This window comes from Luteibacter sp. P1_D3 (assembly GCF_056406135.1).
In genome coordinates, this window is sequence record NZ_JBFUAT010000003.1 from 1 (window position 1) to 18,195 (window position 18,195).

At 66.7% G+C, this 18,195-nt stretch carries 17 protein-coding genes and 1 pseudogene; 7 read left to right on the plus strand and 11 right to left on the minus strand.

All coding sequences use genetic code 11. The features are described 5' to 3' along the window. From AC1DYM_RS03430 to def, 4 genes and pseudogenes are all read right to left on the minus strand, one after another. Positions 1–352 (minus strand): annotated as a pseudogene (locus AC1DYM_RS03430) (O-antigen ligase family protein); the annotation flags it as partial. 35 nt (positions 353–387) lie between these two features. After that, positions 388–1,692, minus strand: coding sequence for a 16S rRNA (cytosine(967)-C(5))-methyltransferase RsmB (gene rsmB / locus AC1DYM_RS03435; protein WP_477335981.1), 1,305 nt, complete (start codon positions 1,690–1,692; stop codon positions 388–390). Continuing rightward, positions 1,689–2,618: a methionyl-tRNA formyltransferase gene (gene fmt, locus AC1DYM_RS03440; RefSeq protein ID WP_477336241.1), complete on the minus strand. Its 930-nt coding sequence runs from the start codon at positions 2,616–2,618 to the stop codon at positions 1,689–1,691. The genes rsmB and fmt overlap by 4 nt, the downstream gene beginning before the upstream one ends. A gap of 17 nt (positions 2,619–2,635) precedes the next feature. Beyond that, positions 2,636–3,139 (minus strand): peptide deformylase, encoded by a 504-nt coding sequence (def, locus tag AC1DYM_RS03445; protein WP_477335983.1) that lies wholly within the window; start codon positions 3,137–3,139, stop codon positions 2,636–2,638. 206 nt (positions 3,140–3,345) lie between these two features. Here def and AC1DYM_RS03450 point away from each other — a divergent pair, with 206 nt between their 5' ends. The 7 genes from AC1DYM_RS03450 (at position 3,346) to AC1DYM_RS03480 (ending at position 13,635) form a co-directional block, all read left to right on the plus strand. Further along, positions 3,346–4,500 (plus strand): LysM peptidoglycan-binding domain-containing protein, encoded by a 1,155-nt coding sequence (locus AC1DYM_RS03450; RefSeq protein WP_477335985.1) that lies wholly within the window; start codon positions 3,346–3,348, stop codon positions 4,498–4,500. A gap of 123 nt (positions 4,501–4,623) precedes the next feature. Next, positions 4,624–5,763: a DNA-processing protein DprA gene (gene dprA, locus AC1DYM_RS03455; protein ID WP_477335987.1), complete on the plus strand. Its 1,140-nt coding sequence runs from the start codon at positions 4,624–4,626 to the stop codon at positions 5,761–5,763. Positions 5,764–5,863: 100 nt separating this feature from the next. Next, entirely contained in the window at positions 5,864–8,407 is a 2,544-nt protein-coding gene (locus AC1DYM_RS03460) for a DNA topoisomerase I (protein ID WP_477335989.1), read from the plus strand. A gap of 1 nt (position 8,408) precedes the next feature. After that, complete coding sequence (gene tsaC, locus AC1DYM_RS03465; RefSeq protein ID WP_477335991.1) at positions 8,409–8,978, plus strand: L-threonylcarbamoyladenylate synthase type 1 TsaC; 570 nt, start codon at positions 8,409–8,411, stop codon at positions 8,976–8,978. A gap of 37 nt (positions 8,979–9,015) precedes the next feature. Beyond that, positions 9,016–10,359, plus strand: a complete 1,344-nt coding sequence (locus tag AC1DYM_RS03470; RefSeq protein WP_477336243.1) for an AMP-binding protein — start codon at positions 9,016–9,018, stop codon at positions 10,357–10,359. Between the two features lie 67 nt (positions 10,360–10,426). Beyond that, positions 10,427–11,710: a phosphoribosylamine--glycine ligase gene (purD, locus tag AC1DYM_RS03475; RefSeq protein ID WP_477335993.1), complete on the plus strand. Its 1,284-nt coding sequence runs from the start codon at positions 10,427–10,429 to the stop codon at positions 11,708–11,710. A 50-nt stretch (positions 11,711–11,760) separates the two neighbouring features. Then, a complete protein-coding gene (locus tag AC1DYM_RS03480) occupies positions 11,761–13,635 on the plus strand; it encodes an MFS transporter (RefSeq protein WP_477335995.1) in 1,875 nt (624 codons plus the stop codon). A gap of 24 nt (positions 13,636–13,659) precedes the next feature. Here AC1DYM_RS03480 and AC1DYM_RS03485 read toward each other — a convergent pair whose 3' ends face one another. From AC1DYM_RS03485 to AC1DYM_RS03515, 7 genes are all read right to left on the minus strand, one after another. Beyond that, positions 13,660–14,526 (minus strand): beta-lactamase induction protein, encoded by an 867-nt coding sequence (locus AC1DYM_RS03485; RefSeq protein WP_477335997.1) that lies wholly within the window; start codon positions 14,524–14,526, stop codon positions 13,660–13,662. A 41-nt stretch (positions 14,527–14,567) separates the two neighbouring features. Further along, positions 14,568–15,557 (minus strand): NAD(+) diphosphatase, encoded by a 990-nt coding sequence (gene nudC / locus AC1DYM_RS03490; protein WP_477335999.1) that lies wholly within the window; start codon positions 15,555–15,557, stop codon positions 14,568–14,570. A 13-nt stretch (positions 15,558–15,570) separates the two neighbouring features. Further along, positions 15,571–15,957 (minus strand): iron-sulfur cluster insertion protein ErpA, encoded by a 387-nt coding sequence (erpA, locus tag AC1DYM_RS03495; protein WP_046966942.1) that lies wholly within the window; start codon positions 15,955–15,957, stop codon positions 15,571–15,573. Positions 15,958–15,979: 22 nt separating this feature from the next. Beyond that, a complete protein-coding gene (locus AC1DYM_RS03500; protein ID WP_477336001.1) occupies positions 15,980–16,414 on the minus strand; it encodes a bactofilin family protein in 435 nt (144 codons plus the stop codon). Then, complete coding sequence (locus AC1DYM_RS03505; RefSeq protein WP_477336003.1) at positions 16,401–17,114, minus strand: DUF6776 family protein; 714 nt, start codon at positions 17,112–17,114, stop codon at positions 16,401–16,403. The genes AC1DYM_RS03500 and AC1DYM_RS03505 overlap by 14 nt, the downstream gene beginning before the upstream one ends. 223 nt (positions 17,115–17,337) lie before the next feature. Further along, positions 17,338–17,817: a bacterioferritin gene (gene bfr, locus AC1DYM_RS03510; protein WP_046966945.1), complete on the minus strand. Its 480-nt coding sequence runs from the start codon at positions 17,815–17,817 to the stop codon at positions 17,338–17,340. A 106-nt stretch (positions 17,818–17,923) separates the two neighbouring features. Then, positions 17,924–18,127 carry a (2Fe-2S)-binding protein gene (locus AC1DYM_RS03515; RefSeq protein ID WP_046966946.1) on the minus strand — a complete coding sequence of 68 codons (204 nt, stop codon included), beginning with the start codon at positions 18,125–18,127 and terminating at the stop codon, positions 17,924–17,926. Between the last annotated feature and the right edge of the window lie 68 nt (positions 18,128–18,195).

Consider the following 18,195-nt stretch of genomic DNA (forward strand, 5'->3'; position numbering starts at 1 on the left):
TGGCACGCCAGTGCAGCCGTCCGGTGAATGCCGCCGCCGTGACGAGGAAGACCAGCGTCTGCGCGGGCAGATCGAGCTCGTTCCAGCCCAGGCGATGGAAGGCGATATTGAACACTGCGTAGGCGAAACGCAGCACGCAGATGGTCACGATCGCCCAGGCGATCCGGTAACGCAGACGGGTTTCTGCGCGCGTGAACAGCATGACGGCGCCGGTGATCACCAGCGCCAGGATCGGCAGCGCCTTGGCCTTCCAGGGAACGGACACGGCGATCGGGATGATCGCCACGAGCGCACTGAGCAGAAGCGCTCGCCAGGAACGTGTGGGATCAGCGGCCGGGGTGGCTGCGGTCATGCATAACTTCCATGCGAATTGGCTCAGATGTTACATCACCGCTTGCGCAGCAAGGCGTAGTACATGCCGTCGAGGTCGCCCTCGCCAGGAAGAATTTGCCAGCCGATGCCGGCCGCCTGACCCACGGGCAATGAAAGGGGTACGAGGTCCACATCGCCACGTTCGGCGACAAAGGCACCGACCACACCTTCGTTTTCGGCCCGGAGGATCGAGCAGGTGACATACAGCAGGCTGCCGCCCGGAGCGAGCAGGTCCCAGCACGCGGCCAGGATGCGTGCCTGCTGCGCGATCAGCGCAGGGATGTCGGCCTCGCGTCGGTGCAGGCGAACGTCCGGTCGACGCCGGATCACGCCCGTCGCCGAGCAGGGTGCGTCGATCATGATCCGGTCGAACGGTTTGCCATCCCACCAACCGGATGCGTCGCCGGCGTCGCCCGTGATGACCGTCGCCCGCAGGCCGAGGCGTTCGAGGTTCTGGCGAATGCGCGGTACTCGCTTGGCTTCGGATTCCACGGCGACCAGGTGGACATTGGCCCGCTCCAGCGCATGGCAGGCCTTGCCGCCGGGCGCGGCGCAGGCATCGAGCACACGCTGGCCGTTGGCCAGGCCGAGGAGATCGGCAGGCACCTGGGCAGCGCCGTCCTGAACCGCAAAGTCGCCCTGGGCAAAGCCGGGCAGCCGGGTGACATCGGTACTGTGTGGCAGCACCAGGCCATCGGCGAGCCAGGGATGAAGCTCGACGACCTGGTCAGCGCCCGTCAGGCGCTCGACGACATCTTCGCGGGTCGCACGGTTGCGATTGACGCGAAGCATGAGCGGTGGCTCCACGTTGGACGCCGCCATGATCGCCTCCGCCTGTCCGGGCCAGTCGCGGGCGATCGCGGCGGCAAGCCAGGCGGGATGCGCATGTCGCGTCGCCGGTGTGGCGTCCAGGGCGACATTGAGCGTCTCGCGCTCGCGCTGCCAGCGCCGCAATACCGCATTGACCAGGCCAGCGAGCCGCGGGCGGCGCAATTCGCGCACGGCCTCGACGGTGGCCGCGACCGCGGCGTAGGCCGGCAACTCGAGCACTTCCAGCTGGATCAGGCCGATGACGAGGAGCGCATGGATCTTCGGGTCGTTGCGCCGGATCGACTTGTCCAGAAGGCGGTCGATCGCCGCGTCGTATCGCGGCCACCAGCGTGCGCCTTCGTTGAGCAGGGCGGTGAGCAGGGCGCGGTCGCGGGAATCGGGAAGGCGAGGAAAGGCACGGTCGGCCACCTCGCGCAGCGAGTGGCCCGACAGGGCGATATCGGCCAGCGCTTCGGCAGCCAGGGCGCGCACCGAGATGGGCTTGTTCACGATACGGCCTGCTTCAGTTCCGGCCGGGCGTTGAGGTAGTCGGCGGCACCGATCGGGCGGCCGCCCGGGCGCTGCACGGTGGCGAGGCGTAACGCCCCGACGGCGCAGGCGATGTCGATGCCGTCGCGCGTGGCGGCGATGACCTGCCCGGGGGCGACGTTATGCGACACGTCGATCGCCCGTGCGGACCAGATGCGCAGGCGCTCGCCGGCGACGTCGGCCTCGGCCACTGGCCAGGGATTGAACGCCCGGACCTTGCGCTCGAGGGCGAGGGCGGCAAGCTCGAAATCGAGTCGCGCCTCGGCCTTGTCGAGCTTGTGGGCGTATTCGACGCCCGCTTCGGGCTGCGCGCACACAGCCAGCGTCTCGCCGGCCATCGTGCGACGGAGCCCTTCCGCGAGTGCGTCCGCACCCAACGCGGAGAGGCGGTCGTGCAGGCTGCCGCCGGTTTCGTCGGCCGTGATGGCGGTGCGTCGTTCGATAAGGACAGGGCCGGTATCCAGGCCCGCCTCCATCTGCATGAGCTCGACGCCGGACTCCTCGTCACCGGCGAGGATGGCTCGCTGGATCGGCGCGGCTCCGCGCCAGCGCGGCAGCAGGGAGGCGTGCACGTTCCAGCAGCCCAGCCGGGGAATGGCGAGCACCTTGCGCGGCAGGATCAGGCCATAGGCCACCACGACCATCAGGTCGGGTGCATACGCCGCCAGGCGATCGCGGTCGGCTTCCGCCTTGAACGATGCCGGCTGCTCCACGGGGATGCCGGCCGCAAGCGCCGCTGCCTTGACCGGACTGGCGGCGAGCTTGCGCCCCCGTCCGGCCGGGCGATCGGGCTGGGTATACACGGCCACGACCTCGGCGCCGCTGGCGCGGCAGGCCTCGAGGCAGGCAACGGAGAAGTCGGGCGTTCCGGCGAACACCACCCGCAAGGGACGCACCGGCGCGCTCAGGCGCTTGCCTTGCGCTGCTTGTCCATGCGCTTCAGGAGCATCCCGCGCTTGAGCGGCGAGAGGTAGTCGACGAAGACCTTGCCGGCGAGGTGATCCATCTCGTGCTGGATGCAGACGGCCAGAGGGCCTTCCACGTCCACCATGATCTCGGCGCCCGAGGCGTCCTGCGCGCGCACCTTGACGTGCAAGGCGCGGGTCACATCGGCATAGATGCCCGGGAACGACAGGCAACCTTCCTGATAGACCTGCTGGCCGTCCTTCTCGAGAATCTCGGGGTTGATCAGCACCATCGGCTCGTTGCGGTCATCACTCATGTCCGCCACCAGGACGCGCTTGTGCACGTTCACCTGGGTGGCAGCCAGACCGACGCCATTGGCGGCGTACATGGTTTCGTACATATCGGCGACAAACTGCTTCAGCTCGTCGTCGAAGACGGTGACCGGCGTGGCGACGGTGCGCAGGCGCGGGTCGGGGAATTCCAGGATAGGTAGGGTGGACACGGTGTCACCTTGAACGTTTACGGGCCACTGTGGCGCGTCGTGCCTGGAAAAATGCGGGCAAGTCGGCGAAATCCAAGCAGCGCGACCCTGTAGGATGGCCCCGTATTCTACGCGCGCACCAGGGGCCGGGCGAGCGTCCGGACGTATTGTGCCCGTTAACGATTCAGTTACACTCGCGACAGCACCGGGGAAGGGGGAAATCCCGCATGATCAAGAAGTTCGCCATGCTGCTGGGCGGCATGTTTTTCACTGTGGCTGTTTATGCCGCGGCGGCCCAGCTCCGTCCCGATCACCCGGACACCTATACGGTGCGCAAGGGCGACACGTTGTGGGACATTTCGGCGCGCTTTCTGAGCAAGCCGTGGCTCTGGCCGGAGATCTGGCAGGCCAACCCGCAGGTGCGCAACCCGCATCTGATCTACCCGGGCGACGTACTGAACCTGTCGATGAATGGCGGCAACGCCCATCTCGGCCTGCAGCCGCGCGTGCGTACCGAGGGCGATGCCGTCACGGCCATCCCGCTGGCGGACCTGCGCATGTTCCTCAAGGAACTCCGCGTGATGAACGCGGACGAGGTCGAGCAGGCACCGTACCTGGTCGGCTTCGAAGAAAGCCGCCTGCGCGCCACGCCGGGCAACAAGATTTACGCCAAGGACCTGAACTCGGCCACGCCGGGCCAGCGCTGGGCCATCGTTCGTCCGACCAACCGGTTCCGCGACCACGACGGCGATCCCGGCAACATCGACATGCTCAACAACCGTGAGCATGGCTCGTTCGTCGCCGACGAACTCGACAGCGACGTCTCCATGGCGCCGGGCCCGTGGCGCGAGGATGCTCGCCACGACACCCACAATGGCCGGGGCACCGACCAGGGCGTCGAGGTTTCCGTCATTGGTACGGCCGAGGTCATCGCTACCAATGGCGAAGTCGCCAGCCTGATCCTCGTCGACTCGACACTCGAAGTCCGCAAGGGCGATCGCCTGATGCAGGTCGACGACAAGCCGTACGATCCGTACTTCTACCCGCACGCACCCAAGGCGATGCCGGCGGATGCCCGTCTGATCGGCTTCACCGATGCGCTCAACGGTGTCGGCAGCCGCCAGGTGGTCTCCATTTCGGCCGGCACGGCGGATGGCGTCGACAACGGCACGACGTTCACGGTCATGAGCCAGGGCGACAAGGTCCCCGACGAAGTGTCCGGCAACTACGAGCGCCGCGATACCTCGCCGAAGGTTCAGCTGCCGGACGAGTACGGCGGTCATGTCATGGTCTTCCGCACCTTCGACCATGTCAGCTACGCCTTGGTCATGGACGCGCTGCGTCCGCTCAAGAAGGGCGACAAGCTCACCCTTCCCGAGTAAGGCCCTAGGCCCGCCCCTACTTCCGGTGGGAGCGCGCTTGCCGGCAATGACGATGAAACGGCCGCCCTCTGGGCGGCCGTTTCCACTTCCGCCGGCAGCCGGTCAGGCCTCTACACTGGCCGGATGATCGATTCCGACGACCTCCGCGAGTGGCTGATCCTCCTTCGTACCCCGGGCATGAATGCCCGTCGCCTCCGCGAGGGCCTGATCACCCGCGGCGGTGCCGTGCCCCTGTTGGCCTGGCTGAGCCGTCACGAAGACACGCTCAGCGCGGAAGGACGCACCTGGATCGCCGCACCGGACGAAGCTGTCCTGGCCGGCGATCTCGCCTGGCTGGCTGGCGACGACCAGCGACTCCTGCGGTGTACCGACGAGGACTTTCCGCCCCAGCTCGAGGCCATCCCCGACCCGCCGGCCGCGCTCTTCGTCAAAGGCGATGCGGCACTGCTCCTGCGCCCCCAGATAGCCATCGTCGGTGCCCGTCGTGCCCAGGCGCCGGGCCTGGCCAACGCCAGGCGCTTCGCCGAGGCCCTGGCCGTGGGTGGCCTGCTGGTCACCAGCGGGATGGCCGATGGCGTCGATGGGGCGGCCCACGAGGCGGCCCTGGATACGGGCGAGCCGACCATCGCCGTCATCGGTACTGGTCCCGACCGGGTCTACCCACGCAAGCATCATGCCCTGGCACGGCGTATCGCCGCCCATGGCGCCCTCGTCAGCGAATATCCACCCGGTGTGGGCTCGCGGGCGGCCCATTTCCCGCAACGCAACCGGATCATCGCCGGTCTCAGCCTGGGCGTCCTGGTGATCGAAGCCGGGCTGCGATCGGGGTCGCTGATCACGGCCCGCGTCGCTGGGGAGCAGGGGCGTGAGGTCTTCGCCCTGCCGGGATCCATTCACAATGCGCTCGCCGAAGGCTGTCACGCTCTCATCGCCGAGGGCGCCCGCCTGGTCCAGCGAGCCGATGAGATTCTAGGCGTGCTGGCCCCTGCGGCGGTCGAACTGGGTGCCGAACTGCGGGCACGCCTGGAGCGATCCGAGGCCGGCACGGCAGTCGGACGGCGCAAGACGGGCCCGTTCGACTGGCGCCAGGATGAGGAATATCGCCGCCTCCTCGACGCCATGGGTTACGATCCCGCCTCTTTGGACGCCCTGATCGGTACGACGGGCTTCACCGCCGGCGCGCTGTCTTCGATGCTTCTGATGCTGGAGCTCGAGGGCGAGGTTGCCTCCCTGCCCGGGAACCGCTATCAGCGTGTGGTCTGATCGCCGACGCTTGACAGTCGTCACGGCGATATGTTTCCAACTAAATATATACATACGCTGGGGTCCACTCGCCCCGACGGACTTCGGAACCGACTAACGCATGGCTAAGAACCTCCTCATCGTCGAATCGCCGGCCAAGGCCAAGACGATCAACAAGTACCTGGGAGCCGACTTCCAGGTACTGGCGTCGTATGGCCACGTGCGCGACCTGCGACCGAAGGAGGGCGCGGTCGACCCCGAGAACGGTTTCGCCATGGCCTACGAGGTCATCGACCGCAACGAGAAACACGTCGACGCCATCGCCAAGGCCGCCAAAGCGGCGTCCAGCATCTATCTCGCGACCGACTTGGATCGCGAAGGTGAGGCGATCTCCTGGCACATCAGCGAGATCCTCCGTGAGCGCGGCCTGCTCGAGGGCAAGGACGTCCAGCGCGTGGTCTTCAGCGAGATCACGCCGCGCGCCATCAAGGAAGCCGTGGCCAACCCGCGCAAGCTGTCCCACGACCTCGTGGACGCCCAGCAGGCCCGCCGCGCCCTCGACTACCTCGTTGGCTTCAACCTCTCGCCGGTGCTCTGGCGCAAGGTGCAGCGCGGCCTGTCCGCCGGCCGCGTGCAGTCGCCCGCCCTGCGCATGATCGTCGAGCGCGAGCTCGAGATCGAAGCGTTCACGGCACGCGAGTACTGGACCATCCAGGCCAACATGGCCCACCCGCAGGGCGATTTCGATGCCCGCCTGGTCAAGCTCGACGGCAAGAAATTCGAACAGTTCGACCTGACCAACGAGGCCGATGCGACGGCCGCGCGGGCGGCGCTGGAGAAGGCCGCCGCCGGCAAGTTCACCGTGGGCGACGTCACCAGCCGCGAGCGCAAGCGCCGTCCGGCACCGCCGTTCACCACGTCCACGCTGCAGCAGGAAGCCGCCCGTAAGCTCGGCTTCTCGACCAGCCGCACCATGCGGGTCGCCCAGGGCCTCTACGAAGGCGTGTCGCTGGGTAGCGAAGGCAACGTCGGCCTGATCAGCTACATGCGTACCGACTCGGTGGCCCTGTCTGACGATGCCGTGACCGAGCTGCGAGAACTGATCGCGCGCGAATACGGCAAGGGCGCCTTGCCCGACGCGGTCCAGGTCTACAAGTCCAAGTCGAAGAACGCCCAGGAAGCGCATGAGGCGATCCGCCCCACCTCGGCCATGCACATGCCGCGCACCGTGGCGTCGTTCCTCAACGACGACCAGCGCAAGCTCTACGAGTTGATCTGGAAGCGCACCGTCGCCTGCCAGATGGTCCACGCCACGCTCAACACCGTTTCGGTGGAATTCCCCGTCGACGACTCGGCGTTCCGCGCCACCGGTACCACGGTGATCGATCCGGGCTTCCTCGCCGTCTACGAGGAAGGCAAGGACCAGAAAACCGAGGATGACGACGAGCAGCGTCGCCTGCCGCGCCTGGCCCAGGGCGATGTCGTGCCCGTCGCCGCCATCGTGGCCGACCAGCACTTCACCGAGCCGCCGCCGCGCTTCTCCGAAGCCAGCCTGGTCAAGACCCTCGAGGAATACGGCATCGGCCGCCCGTCGACTTACGCCAGCATCATCCAGGTCCTGCTCAGCCGCGAGTACGTGCTCCTGGAAAGCCGCCGCTTCCGGCCGACCGACGTCGGTCGGGCCGTGAGCCAATTCCTTTCCGGCCACTTCGCCCAGTACGTGGACTACGACTTCACCGCCCGCCTCGAAGACGAGCTGGACGCTGTCAGCCGTGGCGAAGAAGCCTGGGTTCCCCTGCTCGAGCGCTTCTGGCAGCCGTTCAAGACCCTGGTGGACGACAAGACCGAATCGGTCGATCGCAACGAGGCCACTGGCGCGCGCGAACTGGGTGAAGACCCGAAGAGCGGCAAGCCGGTCTCGGTACGCCTGGGTCGCTACGGCGCCTACGCGCAGATCGGCAGCAAGGATGACGAGGCCAAGCCGACCTACGCCAGCCTGCGCCCCGGCCAGAGCATGCACACGATCACGCTCGAGGACGCGATGGAGCTGTTCAAGCTGCCGCGCAACCTCGGTCAGTCCGAAGCGGGCGAAGACATCACCGTCGGCGTCGGTCGTTTCGGTCCCTTCGTGAAGCAGGGCAGCACGTATGCCTCGCTCAAGCCCGAAGACGATCCGTACACCATCGAGCTGCCGCGTGCGCTCCAGCTGGTGCAGGAGAAGCTCGAGGCCATCGCCAACCGCATCATCACCGACTTCGGCAACGACATTCAGGTGCTCAACGGTCGCTACGGTCCGTACATCACCGACGGCGAGAAGAACGCACGCATCCCCAAGGATCGCGAGCCGAAGACGCTGACCCTGCCCGAGTGCGTCGAACTCCTCGCGGCCGCGCCGGTGAAGAAGCCGCGTGGCGGCAAGGCGGCGAAGAAGACGGCCACCAAGAAGGCCGCGGCCAAGAAGGCGGCGACCAAGAAGGCTGCCGCGCCGAAGGACGCCACGGCCAAGAAAACGGCGGTGAAGAAGACCGCGGTCAAGAAGACGGCAACGAAGAAAGCCGCGACGAAGAAGACGGCGGCGAAGAAGACCGCCGTGAAGAAAGCCGCTGCCAAGAAGGCGCCAGCCAAGTCAGCAGCCGCCAAGGCGGTATCCCCGTCCGTCGACTGACATGCGTCGGTTCACCACGGCTACGGTTGACGCTGCCGCCGCGCTCCTGCGCGGTGGCGGCGTGCTCGCCTATCCCACCGAGGCCGTGTATGGCCTCGGCTGCGACCCGCACGATCGCGCGTCCTTCGATCGCCTGTTCGCCCTGAAAGGGCGTCCGGCGACACAAGGCGTGCTGCTCATCGCCGCCGACTTCGACCAGATCGCGCCCTATATCGATCTTGCCGCCGTCCCGCCCGCGGTACTCGCGGACGTTCGGGCCTCGTGGCCCGGGCCGCACACCTGGATCTTTCCACGCAGTGAGCGGGTCCCCGAATGGGTCGCCGGCGCCCATGCGGGCATTGCCCTGCGCGTGACGGCGCACGTGCCGGCGGCGGCCCTGTGCCGCGCCTTCGGCGCGCCGCTGGTCTCGACCAGTGCCAACCCCCACGGCGAGCCGCCCGCCCGGGATGTCGCCACCCTCGAGCGCTACTTCGGCGACCGCCTGGACGGCGCGCTCGAGGCTGCGCTGGGCGGTCAGGAGCGACCCACCACCATCCGTGACGCCCTTAGCGGCGCTATCATCCGCGCCTGAGAGGGGGAGTCAGCCGTTGTCGATCGTCCATTCCGAGATGTCCGGGCGCCCAGGCGCACCGTCGCTGCCGCTGCTCGTTGGCTCGCTCTCCCGCGTCGTTGCGTGGCGCGACGGCCACGCCGTGACGGCGGCGACCTTCCTCGCCCACGTGCGCCGGGTTGCGGCATCGCTTCCCGACGCCGAGAGCGCGGTCAATCTCTGCGAAGATCGCTACGCCTTCCTCGTCGCGTTTACGGCGTTGGTCCTGCGTGGCCAGACGAATCTCCTGCCGCCTTCACGGGCCGCCCATGCCGTCGACGAAGTGATGGCGAATCATCCCGGCGCCTACGCCATCGGTGAGCTCGATCTGTCGCCCGCCCCACCGGGCTACCTGCGCATGCCGGTGTTCGACGATGGGTTGTCCACTGACGGTGACATGCCCTCGATCCCGGCTGACGCGGTGGTCGCCATCGGCTACACCTCCGGATCGACCGGCAAGCCGAAGCCCAACCTGAAGACGTGGGGCAGCTTCGTCGCCAGCAATGCAGGCAACGCCAGCATGCTCGGCTGCGCGATCGGCCATGCGTTCCATGTCGTCGCGACCGTTCCTCCCCAACATATGTACGGCATGGAAATGTCCGTGCTCATGCCGCTGCTTTCCGACGTCAGCGTGCATGCGGGCCGGCCCTTCTTCCCCGCGGACGTCGCCACGGCACTTGCCTCGCTGCCCGAGCCGCGCGTGCTGGTGACGACGCCGGTGCATCTGCGTGCCCTCATCGAATCCGGCGTCAGCCTGCCACCCCTGGCCGCGCTCGTATCGGCCACGGCGCCAATGCCGGTTGACGTGGCACGGTCCGCGGAATCACGCTTCGACGCACCGCTGTACGAAGTGTTTGGCTCCACCGAGACCTGCGTGTTCGCCAGCCGGCGCACGGCGTTGGACGACGACTGGACGCTCTACGACGGCGTGGTGCTGCATCCGCAGCCGGATGGCACGCTGGTCGACGCGCCTCAGTTGGCCGAGCCCATCGCACTGGCCGACATCGTGTCGCTGCATGACGAGGGGCGTCGCTTCCGTCTTCGCGGACGCAATACCGACCTGCTCGAGATCGCTGGCAAGCGTGCCTCGCTGGGCGACCTCAATCGCCGGCTGCTCGCCATCGATGGCGTCAGCGACGGCGTGCTGTTCCAGCTGGACGAGGCGGACGCCGCGGGCATCCGCCGTATCGCCGGGCTCGTGGTTGCGCCCACGCTCACCACCGACGCCGTTCTCAACGCGCTCCGCCATGCGATGGATCCGGTGTTCCTGCCGCGGCCGTTGCGCCTGGTCGATGCGTTGCCGCGCAACGAAACCGGCAAGCTGCCGCGCGCGCAACTGATCGAACTGCTCGGACAGCGCTGAGCGGATCCTGCGCCCCCGGGTAGCCGACGCCGGGTAGAATGCCGGGCTCAATGCCTGGAGACACCCCATGAAAGTCCTCGTTATCGGCGGCGGTGGCCGCGAACACGCGCTCGCCTGGAAGCTTGCACAGTCCGGGCGCGTCGACGAGGTCATCGTGGCGCCGGGTAACGCGGGCACAGCCCGCGAGCCCGGCCTGCGCAATGCGCTGGTGGCGGTGACGGATATCGACGGCCTCCTCGCACTGGCGCAGAGCGAAGGCGTCGGCCTCACCGTGGTCGGCCCCGAGGTGCCCCTGGTCGCCGGCGTCGTGGATCGCTTCACCGCCGCCGGCCTGCGCTGCTTCGGACCCACTGCCCGCGCTGCCCAGCTCGAAGGCAGCAAGGCCTTTGCAAAGGATTTCCTGGCCCGCCACCACATTCCCACCGCGCACTACGCCGTGTTCACCGAACTGGCGCCCGCGCTGGCCCACGTGCGCGTCACCGGCGCGCCGATCGTCATCAAGGCCGATGGCCTTGCCGCCGGCAAGGGCGTCGTCGTGGCCATGACGCTCGAGGAAGCCGAGGCGGCACTGGACGACATGCTCGGCCAGCAAGCCTTTGGCGACGCGTCGTCGCGCGTGGTTATCGAGGAATTCCTCGACGGCGAGGAAGCCAGCTTCATCGTCATCGCCGATGGCAAGCACGCCCTGCCGATGGCGACCAGCCAGGATCACAAGCGTCGCGATGACGGCGACCTCGGGCCGAATACGGGCGGCATGGGCGCTTACTCGCCCGCACCGGTGGTGACCGACGAGGTCTCCGCCCGGGTCATGCGCGAGATCATTCAACCCACGCTCGATGGCATGACCGCCGACGGCGCACCGTTCACCGGGTTTCTCTACGCTGGCCTGATGATCGACAAAGCGGGCGCCGCCAAAGTCATCGAGTTCAACGTGCGCTTCGGCGATCCGGAGACGCAGCCGATCATGCTGCGCCTGGGCTCGGACCTGGTCGACCTGATCGAGGCGGCGCTCGATGGCGATGTGCGCCGTGTGGAGGCGTCGTGGGATGCGCGGCCGTCGCTCGGCATCGTGCTTGCCGCAGGCGGCTATCCGGGCAAGATTCGTACGGGCGACGAGATCATCGGTGCGGACGCGGATTTCGGGCCGGACGTGAAAGTGTTCCACGCCGGGACGACGATGGATGCCAATGGCACTGCCGTGAGTTCGGGCGGGCGCGTGCTCACCATTTGCGCCCTGGGTGAGGATCTGGTCCAGGCGCGTTCCCGGGCCTATGCCGCCATCGGCCGGATCGACCTGAGCGACGCGTTCTACCGGCACGACATCGCCCACCGGGCCCTGCAGCGCAGCTGACGAAGGCGGGTCGGATACACTCGACCCATCTCCTGGCGGTGGCACATGGAATGTCTCAGTTCTCCCTGTTGACGAAGCGACGCTTCGCACCCTTCTTCTGGACACAGGCGCTTGGCGCGTTCAACGACAATGCCTTCCGCAACGCGATGGTCATGCTCGTCGCGTTCCAGATGGCCTTGCCCGATGCCCAGGTCTCGCTCTACACGAACCTGGCGCCCGCGCTGTTCATCCTTCCGTATTTTCTGTTCTCGGCAACGGCCGGACAGATTGCCGAGAAGTTCGAGAAGACCCGCCTCATCCGCTACGTGAAGTTGTTCGAGATCGCGGCGATGGTCGTCGCGGCGATCGGCTTCTTCACCCACCACATTTCCTTGTTGCTGGTGGTGTTGTTCCTGATGGGCATGCACTCGACGATGTTCGGCCCCATCAAGTATTCGATCCTCCCGCAGGCGCTCGAACGCGACGAGCTGGTCGGCGGCAACGCCCTGGTCGAGATGGGCACGCAGCTGGCCATGCTGGTGGGCATGATCGTCGGCAACTCGCTGATGCTGATTGCCGGTTACGGCACGCTCGCGGCGTCGCTGACGACGATTGCGATCGCGGTCACCGGCTACCTGGTGAGTCGCTCCATTCCCGCCGCGCCGGCCACGGCGCCTGGACTCAAATTCAACTGGAATCCGCTGAGCGAAACCTGGCGCGTGCTCAAGCTCACCCATGAAGACCGCGCCATCTTCAACGCGGTGCTGGGTATCTCGTGGTTCTGGTTCTTCGGCACGGTGATGATCGCGCAGCTGCCGAACTACACTCGTCACGTGCTCGGTGGCGACGGCTCGGTGAATACGCTGGCGCTTACGCTGTTCTCGATTGGCACCGGTGTGGGCTCCCTGCTTTGCGAGCGTCTCTCCGGCAAGCGCGTCGAAATCGGTCTCGTGCCGATCGGTGCCTTTGGCCTGACGGTATTCGCGGTCGACCTGTTCTTCGCGCACCCGGCCGTGACGGCTGGTACAACGCTAGGCTGGACCGCTTTCCTGGCCGTGCCGGGGGCATGGCGCGTTGCCCTGGACCTCACGATGATCGGCGCGTTCGCCGGCTTCTACGTCGTGCCGCTGTTCGCCTTCGTGCAGAGTCGCGCGCCACGCGAGCGCCTCTCACGCATTATCGCCGGCAACAACATCGTCAACGCGTTGTTGATCTGCATCGCATCGGGATTCGGCATCGGCCTGACTGCCCTTGGGCTCAGCGTTCCGACGATCTTCCTCATCACAGGGCTGATCAACATCGCCGTCGCGGTGTACATCTTCACGCTTGTGCCCGAATTCATGATGCGGTTCATCACCTGGATCCTCGTGCATTCGCTTTACCGCGTGCGCATGGATGGGCTGAAGAACGTGCCGGACGAAGGCGCCGCGCTGGTCGTCTGCAATCATGTGAGTTTCATGGATCCGCTGATCCTGATGGCCAGCGTGCGCCGGCCGATGCGCTTCGTCATGTACTACAAGATCTTCAACATCCCGGTGCTGAACTTTGTCTTCCGCACCGCCAAAGCGATTCCTATCGCCGGGCGCAATGAAGACCCTGCGCAGCTGGCCCGCGCCTTTGAGCTGATCGACACGGCACTGGCCGCCGGCGAAGTGGTATGCATCTTTCCCGAAGGTGGACTCACCAAGGACGGTGGTATCGCGACATTCCGTCCGGGCGTGGGCCAGATCCTCGCTCGGCGTCCGGTGCCGGTCGTGCCGCTGGCGTTGCGCGGCATGTGGGGCAGCATCTTCAGCCGACGCGACAGCGCCATGCACCGGTCGCGCCTGCCGCGCCGGTTCTGGTCGAAGATCGAGCTGGTCGGTGGCTCGCCGCTGGCGGCGAGCGATGCGAATGCGGCGGTGCTGGAAGCGCGCGTCAGCGAACTGCGCGGCGACAAGGCCTGAGCCAGGTCGCGTGGATCGCCCGAGTCAGGCGACCCAGGCGGCGAGGACGATGACCGCGACGACGGCAAGCCAGACGACGAGCACGCGACGGATCACTCGTCGCGCGTCCTCGAGTTCGGCCACCGGATCGCTGACGTCCTGGACATAGCCGTCGCCGGCTTCGACATCCGCATCGACGCCTGCGCGGGCGACCGCGCCGAGGAAGTCCGGATCGAGGCGGGAACGCGGGCTGCCCGAGGTGTGGTGCCAGTGCTTCCAGGCGCCGATGACGGCGTCGAAGTCGGAGACCAGGGCCATGGCGAAGACCATGAGGTGGGAGGGGATCCAGTCCAGCGCATCGGCGACGCGCTGCGCCGCGATGCGGGTGGCGCTGTCCAGTGCCAGTGAGGCATCGCGGCCGAGGATCTGCGCCAGGCGATACCCGAGGCCTCCGGCAGGGCCCAGCAGCAGGAACCACAGCAGCACGCCGAAGCGACGACGCAGCGCGCCGTAGAACGCGGCTTCGACCAGCGCCGGTGCGAACCACGTCAGCGCCTCCTCGTTGTGACGCAGGCCGACCATCGCCTCGTCACGGCGGAGCGTGTCGGGTGCGCGCAGGATGGCGTCGATGTCGGTTTCGATTTCGCGTGGACCCAGGGCGTAGACCAGCACGGCGATCGAGAAGATCAGCCAGGCCAGATCGAAGAAGGGGAGGGAGGCCAGCAAGGTGGCGAAGATCGCCGTGGCCATCACTGGGACGAGCAGGACGACGGCCACGCGCCCGGGCCCCGAGGTATCGCCCAGTCGGTTCACCCAGCCGCGAAACCAGCAGTCGTCACGCCACCGCGCGAGCTGTGGCACGCTCCAGACGATGGCGAGGGCGATGAGAACGGCGAGGAGACGTAGAGCCATGGCGAGCGCGATCCGCTGGTCGATGCGCCGATTGTAGGGGATCAGCCGCGGGGCGGCGCACTCGCGATGAGTTCGTCGAGACTGACGCCGCGCAGGCCCAGCCAGTGCTCGATCAGTCGATACGACACCGAAAGCGGCGGCGGCACGCCAAGCTCGCCACTGGCCATGCCGTTGACGATATCGTCAACCGTGAACCAGCGCGCATCTTCAAGCTCATCGTCGCGCAGGTGGATCTCGCGCGTCTTCGCGGTCGCGGTGAAGCCGACCATCAGCGAGGCAGGCAACGGCCAGGGCTGGGACGAGTGATACGTCGCGTGGAGCACTTCGATGCCGGACTCTTCGCGTACTTCGCGACGCACGGCGTCTTCGAGCGATTCGCCCGGCTCGATGAATCCGGCGAGCGTGGAGTAGCGGCCAGCAGGCCACCCTCGCTGGCGACCGAGCAGGCAGCGGTCACCGTCCTCCACGATCACGATGATCGCGGCATCCGTGCGCGGGAAATGCATGTGCGCGCCGTCCGGGTTGGTGCATTGCACGCGATGGCCTGCGGCGACCACGAGTGTCGGCGCGCCGCACTGGCTGCAGAACCGGGTCTGGCGCTGCCAATGGGTGATGCCCTTGGCGAAAGCGAACAGTCCGGCGTCGAACGCGGTGAAGACCAGGCCCGCTTCGCGCAGCGACACACGGCGTGAGCCGGTCAGCGCGGTGAAAATATCGGCCTGGGCTTCGTCCACGACCAGCGTGAACCAGGCAGCGTCCCCGGCGAGGCCGAGGAAAGTGGCGGGAATGTCACCGAAGCGCTCGTTACGCATCGTGGGCGACATCCACTCCGGCGCGTCGTCGTCGCTCCGCGCGAACGCCTGGCCGTCACTGTCGAGTACCAGGAAGCGACTGCTGGCAGCGCGCTCGACGTCTTCCACCCAAAGGCGGTCGTCGCGGCGCTCGGCCATGCGATCGATATCGATGCCGGCGAAGACATTCTCACGGGCGCGCACTGCGACGGCCCGGTCGCGCTCCTGGTCGATCGTCACGCCGCGCGACCGCTCATGCGCTGAACGACGAACCGCAGCCGCAGGTCGTCTTCGCGTTCGGATTGCGGATGACGAACTGGGAGCCACTGAAGGACTCCGCGTAGTCGATCTCGGCACCGGTGAGGTACTGCAACGAGAGCGGATCGACGACCAGCGTCACACCTTCGCGCGAGACCGCGAGGTCGTCCTCGGCCTGGTCCTCGTCGAACGTGAAGCCGTACTGGAAGCCCGAGCAACCGCCGCCGCTGATGTAGACGCGCAGCTTCAGGCCGGGGTTGCCTTCTTCCTCGATCAGCTGGTGCACCTTGCGGGCAGCAGCTTCGGTGAAGATCAGCGGCGCACCAGCGGAACGGTAGTCCGGGGACGGCGCCATGGGAAAGGGGTTGTTCATGCCACCCATAATGGCGCCGTTCGGCGACAGGTCAAGCCTCGGCCGGCACCGGGGCAGCCTCGATGGCGGCCTGGGCGAGCTGGCGGACGGTAGCCGGGGCGCGGTGGATCATCTTGCCGTTGACCTGGGCGCCGGCCGTCATTTCCAGCACCTGATACTGGACATCACCCTCGATGCGGGCCAGTGGAGCCAGTTCCAGCCGCTCCGACACCTCGATATCGCCGGTGACGCCACCGTTGATCACCGCGTGCGGCACGTCAATGCGACCAATGACCCGGCCGGTCTCACTGATCGTGAGTACGCCATCGCTTCCCGGATCGGCCTGTACCGATCCCTCGACGATGCCGTCCAGATGCAGGGTGCCGCTGAACTGCACGTCACCGCGGATGGTGACGCCGCGGGCGATCAGGCTGGTGGCGGCGGCGCCGACGGAGGGGGCCTGGTTCTTCCGGTTACTGCTGAACATCGTTGACCTCGTCGTTTCGGGTGGCGTCTTCCCAGGGAATCGTACGGGTGACGGGCTCATCGCCATCAGGGTTGGCGGCGACGCGCAGGCGCGTCGGTTTGAACCCGGCGGGGAGAGTGAAGCTTCCCTGGATCTGCTGGAAATATTTGAACGCGAAGGCGGGCCCCTGGGTGGCGGCAGGCTGGCCAAGCGCCGGCCCCTCGAGCGTCGTCACCTTGCTGCCCTGGATACCCTCGACGGCCAGGGTGAGGTTGCCCTTCAGCACCTCGCCGCGCCGCGCGTTCTGGGTGAGCGTAATCACGACGTTCCAGGCGTTAGGCGATCCCTTGACCGGCTCGGTGCGGGCGCCCTGGACTTTCAAGCCATCGCGCTGGCCACTGCCGCCGACAAGGCGCGAGTAGAACGCAAGGTCGGTGCGCAGGCCGCTGATTTCCTCGTCGCGCTCAGCCAGGTTTCGCTTGAGTTCTTTTGCGGCGATGCCAGCGACCTGATCGGCGCGCTGGAGGTTAGCCACCTGCTGGCGCAAGTCCTCGTTTTCCTCGTCGAGCGCGCGAGCACTCGTCCGCGACGTGACAGCGACCGGCCCATGACCGACCAGCATCCAGACAAAAAGCCCGACAACAACCAGGCTGGCCGCCCACAGGCCGAGCAACAGCGCCCGCTTGCGGCCCTCGCGAGCCGTGTCGGCGAGGGTGCGCACGACGAATCGTGGCGGGTGCCGGGAAGCCATGAGCGATTCCGTGGAGGAGGCGTGAAGGCCGGATGGTATAGCCCGCCCCTCCCTCCAGGGTCAACCGACAGCCCCCCAAACTGGGACCAGCCGCACTATGTGGGAGCCGATTCATCGGCGAAAGAATCTCGCGACCACCTCAAAAAAAAGCCGCCTCGCGGCGGCTTGTTTCTTCAGGCGATAAAGGCGAACCTCAATCCGACAGCTTCCCCACCTTGCTCAGCATGTACCGCTCCGGACCGATGTCCGAGATAAGGCTGAACTGCGTTTCGAGCCAGTCGATGTGCTCTTCTTCCTGGCCAAGGATGAACTTGAACAGGTCACGGCTGACGAAATCGTGGATGCCTTCGCTGTAGGCGATGGCCTCGCGCAGGTCCTTGGTCGCGATCATCTCGAGGTCGAGGTCGCCCTGCAGGGCTTCGACCACGTTCTCACCGATGCGCAGCTTGCCCAGGTGCTGAAGGTTCGGCAGACCGTCGAGGAAGAGAATGCGCTCGATGAGCTTGTCCGCGTGCTTCATTTCCTCGATCGACTCTTCGTACTCGTGCTTGGCGAGTTCGTTGTAGCCCCAGTCCTTGAACATCCTGTAATGCAGGAAGTACTGGTTGATCGCGGCGAGCTCGTTGTAGAGCACCTTGTTGAGGAATTCGATGACCTTTGCGTCGCCCTTCATGAGGGGTCTCCCTGACTGTTCAGGGCACGACTATACGTCGCCGCGAAAGGGCATGACGAAACGAGAATGAAGACGGTTCGCGTCCGCGAAAACGCTACGAATGCGCTCAGGCGGGTGTCGGCAGGAAGGTCAGGACCGACCGGGTCTGCTCGACGGCGTCACGCAGGCACTGGCGGGCTTCCGGTTCACAGGCGCCGCAGCAATCCGAGCAACCCGTGCGGGCCTGGAGCTGGGCGAACGACTCCACACCCTCGGCTGCGGCGCGGCGGATGGCGTGGTCGGTGACGGCGTTGCACATGCAGATGTACATGGGTGCGCATTCGAATACGAATGCGAACGATTGTCAACTACACAAATGTGAAGCCGGCCCAGGACGGG